Raw genomic sequence first — 12,144 nt, 5'->3', positions numbered from 1 at the left:
GTACATCCACTACTACAACAACGAACGAATCAAGCTAAAACTAAACGGCCTGAGTCCGGTACAATACCGAACTCAGGCCATGTCAGCCGCCAGTTAAGAAAGTGTCCAATATATGGGGTTCACTTCATTTGGGTGGCCTCTTGCTATTGCAGGTGTAATCTTACTTTCTTTTGTTATGCGGTTTTGGTGCGGATCAGATAGTCAAACGAACTCAGCGACGCCTTTGCCCCTTCGCCAGTGGCGATGATGATCTGTTTGTACGGTACGGTCGTACAGTCACCCGCCGCAAACACGCCTTTTACGCTGGTTTCACACTTCGCATCAATGATGATTTCACCCATGCGGTTGCGCTCAATCGCACCTTCCAGCCAGGTGGTGTTCGGCAGCAGACCAATCTGTACGAAGATCCCGGAAAGCTGAACGTTATGCACATCGCCACTCACACGGTCACGGTATTCCAGCCCGGTGACTTTACTGCCGTCACCCTTCACTTCCGTGGTCTGAGCATTCAGTACGATGTCGACGTTTTTCAGGCTGCGCACTTTATCCTGCAGCACCTGGTCCGCTTTCATTTCTGGCGCGAACTCAAGCAGAGTCACATGTTCAACAATACCGGCCAGGTCAATAGCCGCTTCCACGCCAGAGTTACCTCCGCCGATCACCGCCACACGTTTACCTTTGAACAGTGGGCCGTCGCAGTGAGGACAATAGGTCACGCCTTTGGTGCGATACTGATCTTCTCCCGGGACGTTCATATTGCGCCATTTTGCACCGGTGGCAATGATGATGCTGCGTGCCTTCAATACCGCGCCGGAGGCCGTTTCAATCTGGTGTAACCCACCTTCAACTGCAGCCGGAACCAGTTTGCTGGCGCTCTGGCTGTCAATCACATCTACGGCATAGTCGCTGACGTGCGCCTTCAGTGCGCCAGCCAGTTTCTGACCTTCGGTTTTCGGTACCGAGATATAGTTTTCGATGTCCACCGTATCCAGTACCTGACCACCAAAGCGCTCGCCCATCAGACCGGTACGAATCCCTTTACGGGCAGAGTAAACCGCCGCTGCCGCACCCGCAGGGCCGGAGCCGACAATCAGGACGTCGTAAGCCTCGCGTTTGTTCAGCTCTTCTGCCGCACGTTTTTCAGCGCCAGTGTCCACTTTGGCAACGATTTCGGTGAGCGTCATGCGACCCTGACCAAATTCTTTGCCGTTCATATATACAGCCGGAACCCCCATCACGTTGCGATCAGTGATTTCGTTCTGGAACGTACCACCGTCAATCGCCGTGTGTTTGATACGCGGGTTCAGAACCGACATCAGGTTAAGCGCCTGCACCACATCCGGGCAGTTGTGGCAGGAGAGTGAATAATAAGTTTCAAACTCAAAATCACCGTCGATATCACGGATCTGTTCCAGCAGCGCCTGCGCTTCTTTTGACGGATGACCGCCAGTCCACAGCAATGCCAGCACCAGCGACGTAAATTCATGCCCCAGCGGAGAACCGGCAAAGCGCGGCCCCTGGTCAGAACCTGGGTTGGTAATCAGGAAAGACGGCTTGCGAACGGCACGCGCATTATCTTCTTTGAAAGTCACTTTCGGTGACAGTTCAGCGATCTCTGTCAGCAGTTCCTTGATCTCTGCCGATTTCGCGCTGTCATTCAGCGTGGCAATCAGCTCAACAGGTTTGGTCAGTTTCTCAAGATAGGCCTTGAGCTGGGTTTTCATGTTAGTGTCGAGCATTGTTCTTCCCTCTCTTAAAACGTCATCATGCAAGCTGCCTTATACAGGCGGCCTGAATGCAACTTGCATCATGGTGCTGGAATGAAATGGGCGCGGGTGCGCCCATTGAGTGGACAAGACTTAGATTTTACCGACCAGGTCCAGGGATGGAGCCAGAGTCGCTTCGCCTTCTTTCCATTTTGCCGGGCACACTTCGCCTGGGTGAGACGCTACGTACTGAGCAGCTTTCACTTTACGCAGCAGGTCAGAAGCATCACGGCCGATACCTTCAGCGGTAACTTCGATAGCCTGAATAATACCCTGCGGGTCAACGACGAAGGTCGCACGGTCAGCCAGACCTTCATCTTCACGCATGTTGTCGAAGTTACGGGTCAGGGCGCCAGTCGGGTCGCCGATCATCGCGTATTTGATTTTCGCGATGGTTTCAGAGCTGCTGTGCCATGCTTTATGAGTGAAGTGAGTGTCAGTGGACACAGAGTAAACGTCTACGCCCAGCTTCTGCAGTTCGTCGTAATGGTCTGCAACGTCACCCAGTTCGGTCGGGCAAACAAAAGTAAAGTCAGCCGGATAGAAGAAGAACACGCTCCAGCGACCTTCGGTATCTTTCTCAGTGACTTCAATGAATTCACCGTTTTTGAACGCCTGGTTTTTGAAAGGTTTAATTTTGGTATTAATCAAAGACATCTGTACTTCCTCCGTGTTTTCGTTGAGAAGTAAGGTAACCAACTTTGCTCATCGGGGCTAATGCGTTTGCGTTATCAAATCAATCAGCGATACCTAACAACACCAACAAGACAATAAGGTGAACCTTTTAAAGGAAACGCCAAAAGTAAAAAGGCCGCCTCAACGGGCGGCCCTGATACCTGAATTCCCCGCGGGTACATTCAGTGCCAGCCGAAACTGGCGTTGCGTTGCGCTCTACAACCCTTTATATCAAGGCAGTAATAGCGGCTTGATTACACCATCCGTGCAGGTATTGGGCAATCCATAAGAGCGACATTCCTGTCTATGGCTGCAATAGGTTACGCCTAACATCATTCCGGCACGTTATACATATATTTTCGTGATAAAAATATCGTCATTCATAAATGACAGATGTTATTTAAAAGAACCAACCGAACTTCTAAGATAAAATTATCTTAATCACTTTTGAAGTGCTATTTCAATAATCTGACACCGTGATATATTAAGATGAGTTTAAATTAAAATTAAGAGCGTTAGCCACAAGGATTGTAAATGGTTAACTTCAAACTATAGTTATCAGTGATGTGATAACCATAGCAAACACAGCATCCTCAGGACGAAACATGGCAAACCTCTACGACCTTAAAAAATTCGACCTTAACCTGTTAGTTATTTTTGAGTGCATTTATCAACATCTGAGTATCAGTAAAGCGGCCGAGACGCTCTATATCACGCCGTCCGCGGTAAGCCAGTCGCTGCAACGTTTACGAGGTCAACTTAACGACCCGCTCTTTATCCGTTCCGGTAAAGGGATCACCCCGACCACCGTTGGCGTCAATCTGCATCAACATCTGGAGCAAAATCTTAATCAGCTCGAGCAGACCATTAACATGATGCACAGCAGTGGGCTAAAGAAGAGTTTTGTGATCTACTGTCCGCAGGTTTTGAGCACACAAATCATGCTTGGCCCGATGAAACTGCTCATGGATAAGTATAATTATGAAGTTGAATTGCATGATGTTTTCCTTGCTCCTGATTCAGCAGAAGATCTCCTGGCCTACCGAAAAGCGGACCTGGTTTTTTCGTTTACCCCCTTAAACAGCCGCTCCATTACCTGCAGCCGGTTTTCTCAACTTCCTTTTGTTCTTGTGTGTCGGGAGGATCATCCGCGCATCAGCGAAAATCCGACGTGCGAAGAGATTCTCAATGAAAACTTCACCGCCTACCTGAGCGATGCGAGCAGCGTTAAAGCCTATCAGGAACAGGTCGACCGCTTTTTAATGGAAAGAAATATTGTCTTTCGTAGTGACTCTTTTATTTCGCTTCTGACGATGATCAGTTCATCCGACCTCATTGGAATAGCGCCAGTTGCGGCCTTTGAACAATATGGTTCCGCACTGAAATTACGTAAAATCGAAACCGACATCCAATTCCCAGGTATTGATATTTACATGATGTATAATCGCTCTGCGTTAAACAGTTCGGCATTCGCGAGTTTCATTGAGGAAATACCCTTACCATGAGATTTTTTCGTGGCTCCGGCATAAAACTCGGAGCCACAAGCGTTCAAAAACATACACCGTCGTTATATAAATAAACGCTTTTATTTTTTTACATTCATTTATTTTTTTGACTGATACAATCCTTTCCCCAGTCTTGACACTAATGTCTGGTATTTATTACTCAGGATGAGAATAACCATGTCAATTTATAAATCTCCTCTTAACCAGGATGTTCTCACTGCCGCTCGGGAGCGAATAAAATGGACTCTCGAGCATTTACCCAGGACCTGCGTCTCTTTTTCAGGGGGTAAAGACTCCACCGTCATGCTGCATCTTGTTGCCCGGCAGGCACGTGTGATGAAAACCAAAATAGATGTGCTCTTTATCGACTGGGAAGCACAATTTTCCCATACCATCACCCATGTTGAACATATCCGCGAACTGTACAGCGATGTTATTGACCATTTCTGGTGGGTGGCACTTCCCCTGACAACGCAAAATTCGCTGTCACAATTCCAGCCGGAATGGCAATGCTGGGAGCCCGGTACCCGTTGGGTTCGCCAGCCGCCAGAAGATGCGATAACCGATCCCGCCTATTTTCCTTTCTACCAGCCAGGAATGACGTTTGAAACTTTTGTTCGCAGTTTCTCCGACTGGTATTCAGGTTACCGCCCGGCAGCCGTGCTGATTGGTATTCGCGCCGATGAGTCATACAACCGTTTTCTGGCTATCGCTTCGGCACGTAAGCAGCGGTTTGCAGATGATAAACCCTGGACGACCGTCGCACCGGGTGGACACGCCTGGTATATCTACCCTCTCTACGACTGGAAAACCGCCGATATCTGGACCTGGTTTGCCAAATCGGGATGTTGTTATAACCCGCTCTATGACCTGATGTTCCAGGCTGGGGTGCCGCCTCGCTATATGCGCATCTGTGAACCCTTCGGCCCGGAGCAACGCCAGGGGTTGTGGCTCTACCATGTTGTTGAGCCTGAACGCTGGGCGGCCATGTGTGAACGGGTGAGCGGCGTGCGCAGTGGAGGGATCTATGCCGGCCACGATAACCATTTTTATGGTCACAGGAAAATCCTCAAACCCGAACACCTTTGCTGGCGCGAATATGCCATGTTGCTACTCGACAGCATGCCGCAAAATACAGCAGAACATTACCGCAATAAAATCGCCATTTACCTGCACTGGTATCAGAAGAGGGGCATGGCCGATATTCCCGATACGCAGGACGGTGATATCGGCTCCAGAGACATCCCTTCATGGCGCCGTATCTGCAAGGTTTTACTCAATAACGATTACTGGTGCAGGGCGCTGTCATTCAGCCCTAATAAGCCCAAGTATTATCAACGCTACAGCGACAGAATGAAGACTAAACGCAAGGAGTGGGGCATTTTATGCGACAAAGAATAATCACCGAGATGGAAGCGTATCTGCAGTCACTTCCCGAAGAGGAGCGAATTAATGCCATAAATGCATTTCGTGAAGCAATACATCGAAACAGCCCTTTTCGCGAGCAACCTATCGACTGCGTCCTCTGGATCAGGCAGGACGCGATTACCGCCAACGATTACAACCCCAATAATGTTGCCCCTCCTGAAAAGCGGTTGCTCAGTCAATCGCTGGAACTTGATGGATTCACCCAGCCCATCGTGGTAACAGAAAGTGAACCGCAGCACTACGAAATCGTGGATGGTTTTCATCGCCATGAAATTGGTACCCTTCGGGCAGCGCTAAAGCATCAACTCAAGGGATACCTACCCGTCACCTGCCTGCGCCAGGACCGACAGGGTAAAAATGACCGCATGGCCGCAACCATTCGTCACAACCGGGCGCGTGGTCGACACCAGATCAATGCCATGTCAGACATCGTCCGTGAACTGGCACAGCTTGGCTGGAATGATGAGAGAATTGGCAAAGAGCTTGGTATGGACAGCGACGAGGTCCTGCGTCTCAAGCAAATCAACGGTCTACTGGAACTGTTTGCAGACCGTCGTTACTCAGAAGCCTGGACGGTAAAATAATCAGAGTGTGTTCAGGCGCTCTGCCGCCGCCAGTAGCGTCGATTCCTGCTTTGCAAAGCAAAGGCGGATAAGTTTATGCGGGAAGGGATCGGCGCAGAAAACCGACAGAGGAATGGCGGCCACACCCACTTCTTTTGTCAACCACTGGCAGAAACTCACATCATCCAGATCCGAAATAGCACTGTAATCTGCCAGCAGGAAGTACGTGCCTTCAGACGGCAAAATTTCCAGACGGCTTTTACTCAGCGCATTCACAAACAGATCCCGACGTTCACGATAGAAATCGGGCAGGTCGCGATAATGCTCTGGTTCTGCTCGCAGCATATCCGCCAGTGCCAGTTGAGCCGGCGTGTTCACCGCAAACGTCAGGTACTGGTGCACTTTACGTAATTCAGCACTGATGGCTGCCGGTGCCACGCAGTAGCCCACTTTCCAGCCGGTCATATGGTAAGTTTTACCGAACGACGAGACAGCGATCGCCCGCTCACGAAGCTGCGGATGGGCCAGTACGCTGGCGTGACCTTCTTCTGCAAAACAGATGTGCTCGTAAACTTCATCGCTCAGCACGTAAATTTCACGGTCACCAATGGCCTGCCACAGCGCCGCGAAATCAGCTTTCTGCCACACCGTCGCAGACGGGTTATGCGGTGTATTCAGGATCACCAGGCGGGTTTTGTCGCTCAGCAGCGCGGCGAACGCCTGCCAGTCAGGGCAGAAATACGGTGGCTGAAGCGCCACGCGTTTCACCACACCGCCGGAAAGTTCAACCGCAGGCGCATAGCTGTCGTAGCTCGGATCAAAGCAGATGACTTCATCGCCCGTACGCACCAGCGCGGTAATGGCCGCATACAGCGCTTCTGTCGCCCCTGCCGTTACCGTAATATCACTGGCCGCATCGGGTTTATAGCCATATAACTCCGCCGTTTTGTCCGCAATAGCCTCCCGCAGCGCCTGCACACCCGTCATCGGCGCATATTGATTCGCTCCCTGTGCAACATGGTACGCCAGACGCTCCTGCAGATAATCCGGGCCGTCAAAATCCGGGAACCCTTGCGAAAGATTAATGGCGTTATGTTGCTGCGCCAGGGCACTCATCTGCGTGAAGATGGTGGTGCCAAGATTGGGAAGTTTACTCTGCGGAATCAATGCGTTGTTGCTCATTGTAGTGTGCCTGATTGTAATACTTATGTTGCTGCCACTATAACACGATGTTAGTCTTTGGCAATCAAGACGCTTAGACGTCTAAACCATATCAATATTCCTGTCCGGGAGGGCAAAAGGAAAATGACAGACAACCTGCAACTCACACACCTGGTCGATGCCTGCCGCTGGATTGGCGCCAAAGGCTGGGCGCCAGCTACCGGTGGCAATATGTCGGTGCGTCAGGATGCGCAGCTTTGCTGGCTCAGTGAGTCCGGCAAAGATAAAGGCAGCCTCACCACAGACGATTTTTTGCAGGTGGAGATCGCCACCAATCGCGCACCGTCTGGCCGTAAGCCGTCAGCAGAAACCGGCCTCCATACGCTGATTTACCGCCTGTTTCCGGAGGCCAACGCGGTCCTGCATGTCCACACCGTCAACGCCACGGTGTTATCCCGTCTGGTCAAAGAAGCCGAACTGAAAATCAGTGGCTTCGAGATGCAAAAATCCCTTACCGGGCAGACCTCACATCTGGATACGGTCGCTATCCCGGTGTTTGATAACGTCCAGGATATTGACGCCCTCGCCTCGCGAATCGCCCATTACGCTCAGGAACACCCGCTTAATTATGGTTTTCTTCTGCGCGGCCATGGCTTAACCTGCTGGGGACGTGACGTGGCCGAAGCCCGCCGTCATCTGGAAGGACTAGAATTCCTTTTTGAATGCGAAATGCGTTTACGACAACTGGAGAGAGTATGATTCGCGCAATTGTGACGGATATTGAAGGCACCACCAGCGATATCCGTTTTGTCCATGATGTTTTGTTCCCCTACGCGCGTGAACGACTGGCGGCCTTCGTGACTGCTCAGCAGTACGCCGAGCCGGTCAACTCCATTCTGGACAATCTGCGTGATGAAATCAGCAGCCCGCGCGCCAGCACCAGCGAGCTTATCGACGCCCTGTTTGCTTTTATGGATGAAGACCGCAAATCAACTGCGCTGAAGGCCCTGCAAGGCATCATCTGGCACGACGGCTATGTGAACGGTGATTTTACCGGTCACCTCTACCCGGACGTACTGCCTGCGCTGGAAAAATGGAAAGCACAAGGCATTGATCTCTATGTTTATTCCTCTGGCTCCGTTGCTGCGCAGAAACTGTTATTTGGCTACAGCGACGAAGGTGATATTACTCATCTGTTCAGCGGCTATTTTGATACCCACATCGGTGCCAAGCGCGACGTGCAGTCTTATCAGAACATTGCGGCGCAAACGGGCATTGCCCCGTCGCAGATCCTGTTCCTGTCGGATATTCATCAGGAGCTGGACGCCGCTGAACAGGCAGGTTTTCGCACCCTGCAACTGATTCGTGGTGATGATGACGGCGCAAGCCATCACCATCAGGTACACCAGTTCGACGAGATTAATCCGGAGCAGATCCCTTCATGAGCGCATTGACCATTTATTCCGATAAAGACGCCAGCCAACACCAGTGGCACAGCACCAACGCAACCGAGATCGCCCAACAGCTCAACGCTAAAGGTGTGCGGTTTGAACGCTGGGCTGCGGATCGCGATTTAGGCCAGGATCCTGCACCCGAAGCCGTGATCGAGGCGTATCAGCATGCCATCGACAAACTGGTGGCGGAAAAAGGCTATCAGAGCTGGGATGTAATCAGCCTGCGTGCCGATAATCCACAAAAAGAGGCACTGCGCGCGAAGTTCCTGAATGAACACACCCACGGCGAAGATGAAGTGCGTTTCTTTGTGGAAGGTGCCGGGTTGTTCTGCCTGCACATTGGCGATGAGGTGTATCAGGTGCTGTGCGAGAAAAACGACCTGATTTCCGTGCCAGCAGGTACGCCGCACTGGTTTGATATGGGTTCAGAGCCGAACTTTACGGCGATCCGTATTTTCGATAACCCAGAGGGATGGATTGCGCAGTTTACCGGGGATTCGATCGCGGATGCGTATCCTCGTTTACCGTAAAACTTATATACGAACGTTAATTCCTTCAAAATGAAGGAATTTTTTTAAATCGTCAAATACTGTTTATTTTCGAGATCAAACTCACAATTATTTTAATTTATTGAAAAAAAGGAATGTTCTTATCCTATAAGAAGTGAGTATCTTACAATTTCATCATTTAAAAAGAGATAAACATGGCAAAAAACCCAATAATTATAAGGCAGAATTTAAGAATAGGTGAACTAGATGCTGAATCTGACACACAATTGCTTGATGAATGCTTTATAGACAGCGGTTACCTTTCAAAATTACTTGATACCAATGATACATCATCCATCGTTGTTGGAAGAACGGGGGCAGGAAAAAGTGCATTACTTCATAAAGTGATGAGTAAAGCGTACAGGTTTAAGAAACTTGATCCTAATGATATTTCCATAAGATTCCTGGAGCATTCTGATATTATTTCTTTTTTTGAAGAACTCGATGTGAATCTTGATTTATTTTATAAAATATTATGGCGACACATACTTATAATGGAGTTTTTGAAAATTCGTCATGATATAAATAGTGAAAACGACACAAGAAATTTTTTTACTAGCCTCACTAGCTTTTTAAGAAAAGACGATATTAGAAAACGCGCATTGGAATATTTTAGAGAGTGGGGGGATAAATTTTGGATTGATACAGACACACACCTAAGAGAAATAACTAAGAAGCTAGAAAATGATACTAAAGCTAAAATAGGAACAGCTCTCTATGGCGTGGAATTAAATGCCGAAACAGCAAAAAAAATCTCTGAGGAAGATAAGCATGAAATAAGAAAAAGAGCGTCCGAAGTTGTTAGTGGAATGCAAATTCAAAAATTAAATGAAGTTCTTGATATGCTTGCTGAACATTCATTTTCGGATCTACAAAAAAAGCACTATATCGTAATAGATCAACTCGATGAAAACTGGGCCGAAAATCACACTCGATATAAGTTTATAAGAGCCTTAATTGAAGAAATTAAAGTATTCAGACGAGTCAAAAATGTCAAAGTAATAGCCGCTCTCAGACATGACCTTCTAAAATCAGTATTCAATCTAACAAGAGGTTCAGGATTTCAAGAAGAGAAGTATGAATCTTATATTCTTGACCTCCAGTGGACTGCCAATCAGCTAAATGAGTTGGTATCAAAAAGAATCCAAGAAGTATTCAAAAAACAATATACAAGAGAAAACATTGATATTAATGATTTATTTCCATCACCAAAAGGCGGAAGTAAAGGAATGTTACCTATTGAGTATATTATTGAGAGAACACTATATCGCCCAAGGGATGTTTTACAATTCATAAACGAATGTTTTAAAATCGCGCTCAATAGAGAACGAATATCTTGGGACTCCATTCATAAAGCTGAAAGTGTTTATTCTGAAAAAAGACTTCGTTCCTTAAAAGAAGAATGGGGTGATATATACCCATCGTTCGAAGAAACTATAGAAATACTTAGAGAGGTACCAGAGAAATTTACTCGAACTCTTATACCAAAACATAATTTAGAGTATGTCGTAACAGAGCTATCCGTGCAAAACAGTGGAGATCCTTGCGCAATTATGGCATCCAAAATGCTTAACAACGAAGCAAGAGAATCTGACGTTGTTAACGAAATATTCTTATGTTTATATAACATAAGCGCTATTGGTTTCAAGGTGAGTTCTTTAACTCCATATAAATGGTCCTTCAGAGATAGCAGCCCTGTAAATAAAGCCGAGATTAAAAGGGCTAGTCACATCAAGATTCACAAAATGTTGCATAAAGCGCTAGATATTAAAATTGCCACATCAGATATTTATCATAAAGATGATGGAGATGAAGATCCCGATTGAAGCTTATATTTGTTATTCGGGCACTTTCACTAATACAGTGCCCATTATTTCAATCTATAGACTATCGAAAATAGAAAAGACTTCTTCATTACTTAACCCAAGTAATTTCGCCAAATGCACAAACTCCACCACATCTAATCTGCGTTCACCATTTTCCACTTTAGCAATGAATGACTGCGGCTTGCCCAACGCTTCCGCAAGCTGCGCCTGAGTAATTCCTTTCTCTTTACGGGCTTTCTTCAACGCATTGATAACACGCTGGTATTCGTCCGAGTAAACTGAGGCCATTGTTCCGATTCCATACAAATATCCTGAAATCGAATATCCTCTTGTTGTGTTTTTATCCCAAAACAGGTTAATTGTACGCGTAACGAACATACGTAAGGAGGACATAATGCACCATCAGAACTGGCATCCTGCCGATATCATCGCCGCACTTAAGAAACATGGGACAAGCCTGGCTGCGTTATCTCGCAAGGCTGGTCTTTCCTCATCCACACTGGCAAACGCGCTTACCCGACCATGGCCTAAAGGAGAATGGATTATCGCTCAGGCGCTCAACATTCCCCCGGATGTGATATGGCCGGAAAGGTACTTCGATGAAAAGGGAGAGCCAATATTTCGTCAGATGAGAACGACAAGGAAAAGAAACGTATCTTTGACATGATCAACGCGTTTCCCCTTCCCCCCAACCCTCTCCCTCAAGGGAGAGGGGGTCTAAGAGCGCTACACCTTCAGCCCCTTCACATACGCTACCAGCTGATCCAGCACAATCCCCCACCCTTCGTGGAACCCCATCTGTTCGTGCTGTTCACGGATTTCCGCTGTGGGATGGCGGGCAATCGCGGTGTAACGGGTTTTGCCCTCTCCCGCATCTTCCAGCAGCAGGATTGCGGTCATAAAGGGTTTTTCAGCCGGTTTCCAGTCCTCGGTGTAGCCATCGGTGAAGACCAGTTTCCTGCCCGGGTCGATCTCCAGAAAGACGCCCTTGTTATCCATTCGTTGTCCATCCACCTCAAAGACCGTGTTGAACCGTCCGCCCACGCGCAGATCGAGGTCGCATTCGGTCACTTTATGAGGGACAGGGATAAAGAAATTTTTGATGTGTTCCGGTGTGGTCCAGCAGAGCCACAGCAGGTCGCGTGGTGCATCCACCACGCGTTCCAGTATTAGGTCAGTGTTAGGATCAAGCTTCACGATTCTGTCCTCTAAGGGGAA

Annotated in this window: 14 protein-coding genes; 9 read left to right on the top strand and 5 right to left on the bottom strand. The window is 48.2% G+C overall.

Going from position 1 to position 12,144, the window contains the following annotated elements; genetic code table 11:
* A partial coding sequence (locus HED65_RS07605) for an IS3 family transposase (protein ID WP_147279780.1) occupies window positions 1-97 on the top strand: 97 nt, incomplete at its 5' end.
* Between the two features lie 76 nt (window positions 98-173).
* Here HED65_RS07605 and ahpF read toward each other — a convergent pair.
* Entirely contained in the window at window positions 174-1,739 is a 1,566-nt protein-coding gene (ahpF, locus tag HED65_RS07600; RefSeq protein ID WP_114978084.1) for an alkyl hydroperoxide reductase subunit F, read from the bottom strand.
* Window positions 1,740-1,859: 120 nt separating this feature from the next.
* Window positions 1,860-2,423 (bottom strand): alkyl hydroperoxide reductase subunit C, encoded by a 564-nt coding sequence (gene ahpC / locus HED65_RS07595; RefSeq protein ID WP_008501015.1) that lies wholly within the window; start codon window positions 2,421-2,423, stop codon window positions 1,860-1,862.
* Window positions 2,424-3,046: 623 nt separating this feature from the next.
* On the opposite strand from ahpC, the gene citR reads away from it, so the two are divergent.
* The 3 genes from citR (at window position 3,047) to HED65_RS07580 (ending at window position 5,958) form a co-directional block, all read left to right on the top strand.
* The gene (gene citR / locus HED65_RS07590) at window positions 3,047-3,946 is read left to right on the top strand and encodes a DNA-binding transcriptional repressor CitR (protein ID WP_114978083.1); all 900 of its coding nucleotides are present in this window, start codon (window positions 3,047-3,049) and stop codon (window positions 3,944-3,946) included.
* 177 nt (window positions 3,947-4,123) lie between these two features.
* Complete coding sequence (locus HED65_RS07585) at window positions 4,124-5,347, top strand: phosphoadenosine phosphosulfate reductase (protein ID WP_114978082.1); 1,224 nt, start codon at window positions 4,124-4,126, stop codon at window positions 5,345-5,347.
* Window positions 5,332-5,958: an IbrB-like domain-containing protein gene (locus tag HED65_RS07580; RefSeq protein ID WP_114978081.1), complete on the top strand. Its 627-nt coding sequence runs from the start codon at window positions 5,332-5,334 to the stop codon at window positions 5,956-5,958. Before HED65_RS07585 ends, HED65_RS07580 begins: the two co-directional genes overlap by 16 nt.
* Here the strand turns inward: HED65_RS07580 and HED65_RS07575 are convergent, their stop codons facing one another.
* Window positions 5,959-7,119, bottom strand: a complete 1,161-nt coding sequence (locus HED65_RS07575; RefSeq protein ID WP_114978080.1) for a pyridoxal phosphate-dependent aminotransferase — start codon at window positions 7,117-7,119, stop codon at window positions 5,959-5,961. It lies immediately after the preceding gene.
* Between the two features lie 123 nt (window positions 7,120-7,242).
* Here HED65_RS07575 and HED65_RS07570 point away from each other — a divergent pair, with 123 nt between their 5' ends.
* From HED65_RS07570 to HED65_RS07555, 4 genes are all read left to right on the top strand, one after another.
* Entirely contained in the window at window positions 7,243-7,857 is a 615-nt protein-coding gene (locus HED65_RS07570) for a methylthioribulose 1-phosphate dehydratase (protein WP_114978079.1), read from the top strand.
* A complete protein-coding gene (gene mtnC, locus HED65_RS07565; protein WP_114978078.1) occupies window positions 7,854-8,543 on the top strand; it encodes an acireductone synthase in 690 nt (229 codons plus the stop codon). The genes HED65_RS07570 and mtnC overlap by 4 nt, the downstream gene beginning before the upstream one ends.
* Window positions 8,540-9,082 carry a 1,2-dihydroxy-3-keto-5-methylthiopentene dioxygenase gene (locus tag HED65_RS07560; protein WP_114978077.1) on the top strand — a complete coding sequence of 181 codons (543 nt, stop codon included), beginning with the start codon at window positions 8,540-8,542 and terminating at the stop codon, window positions 9,080-9,082. Before mtnC ends, HED65_RS07560 begins: the two co-directional genes overlap by 4 nt.
* Before the next feature lie 173 nt (window positions 9,083-9,255).
* Window positions 9,256-10,926, top strand: a complete 1,671-nt coding sequence (locus tag HED65_RS07555; protein WP_168112376.1) for a P-loop ATPase, Sll1717 family — start codon at window positions 9,256-9,258, stop codon at window positions 10,924-10,926.
* A gap of 54 nt (window positions 10,927-10,980) precedes the next feature.
* On the opposite strand, the gene HED65_RS07550 is transcribed toward HED65_RS07555, so the two are convergent.
* A complete protein-coding gene (locus tag HED65_RS07550; RefSeq protein WP_114978076.1) occupies window positions 10,981-11,214 on the bottom strand; it encodes a helix-turn-helix domain-containing protein in 234 nt (77 codons plus the stop codon).
* A gap of 106 nt (window positions 11,215-11,320) precedes the next feature.
* Between HED65_RS07550 and HED65_RS07545 the strand changes: the two genes are divergently transcribed.
* Window positions 11,321-11,593, top strand: a complete 273-nt coding sequence (locus HED65_RS07545; RefSeq protein ID WP_114978075.1) for a helix-turn-helix domain-containing protein — start codon at window positions 11,321-11,323, stop codon at window positions 11,591-11,593.
* Window positions 11,594-11,652: 59 nt separating this feature from the next.
* Here HED65_RS07545 and HED65_RS07540 read toward each other — a convergent pair whose 3' ends face one another.
* Window positions 11,653-12,123: an SRPBCC family protein gene (locus HED65_RS07540; RefSeq protein WP_114978074.1), complete on the bottom strand. Its 471-nt coding sequence runs from the start codon at window positions 12,121-12,123 to the stop codon at window positions 11,653-11,655.
* Window positions 12,124-12,144: the final 21 nt, after the last annotated feature.

Origin of the sequence: Pantoea sp. LS15, assembly GCF_012241585.1 — a bacterium.
GTDB lineage: Bacteria > Pseudomonadota > Gammaproteobacteria > Enterobacterales > Enterobacteriaceae > Enterobacter.
Note: the sequence above shows the minus strand (reverse complement) of the source record. Positions and strands in the feature narration are given on the sequence as shown.

Bases quoted from the DNA above. Each gene is read 5' to 3' on its own strand.
- ahpF (WP_114978084.1), bottom strand. From the start codon at position 1,739: ATGCTCGACACTAACATGAAAACCCAGCTCAAGGCCTATCTTGAGAAA.
- ahpC (WP_008501015.1), bottom strand. From the start codon at position 2,423: ATGTCTTTGATTAATACCAAAATTAAACCTTTCAAAAACCAGGCGTTC.
- citR (WP_114978083.1), top strand. From the start codon at position 3,047: ATGGCAAACCTCTACGACCTTAAAAAATTCGACCTTAACCTGTTAGTT.
- HED65_RS07585 (WP_114978082.1), top strand. From the start codon at position 4,124: ATGTCAATTTATAAATCTCCTCTTAACCAGGATGTTCTCACTGCCGCT.
- HED65_RS07580 (WP_114978081.1), top strand. From the start codon at position 5,332: ATGCGACAAAGAATAATCACCGAGATGGAAGCGTATCTGCAGTCACTT.
- HED65_RS07575 (WP_114978080.1), bottom strand. From the start codon at position 7,119: ATGAGCAACAACGCATTGATTCCGCAGAGTAAACTTCCCAATCTTGGC.
- HED65_RS07570 (WP_114978079.1), top strand. From the start codon at position 7,243: ATGACAGACAACCTGCAACTCACACACCTGGTCGATGCCTGCCGCTGG.
- mtnC (WP_114978078.1), top strand. From the start codon at position 7,854: ATGATTCGCGCAATTGTGACGGATATTGAAGGCACCACCAGCGATATC.
- HED65_RS07560 (WP_114978077.1), top strand. From the start codon at position 8,540: ATGAGCGCATTGACCATTTATTCCGATAAAGACGCCAGCCAACACCAG.
- HED65_RS07555 (WP_168112376.1), top strand. From the start codon at position 9,256: ATGGCAAAAAACCCAATAATTATAAGGCAGAATTTAAGAATAGGTGAA.
- HED65_RS07550 (WP_114978076.1), bottom strand. From the start codon at position 11,214: ATGGCCTCAGTTTACTCGGACGAATACCAGCGTGTTATCAATGCGTTG.
- HED65_RS07545 (WP_114978075.1), top strand. From the start codon at position 11,321: ATGCACCATCAGAACTGGCATCCTGCCGATATCATCGCCGCACTTAAG.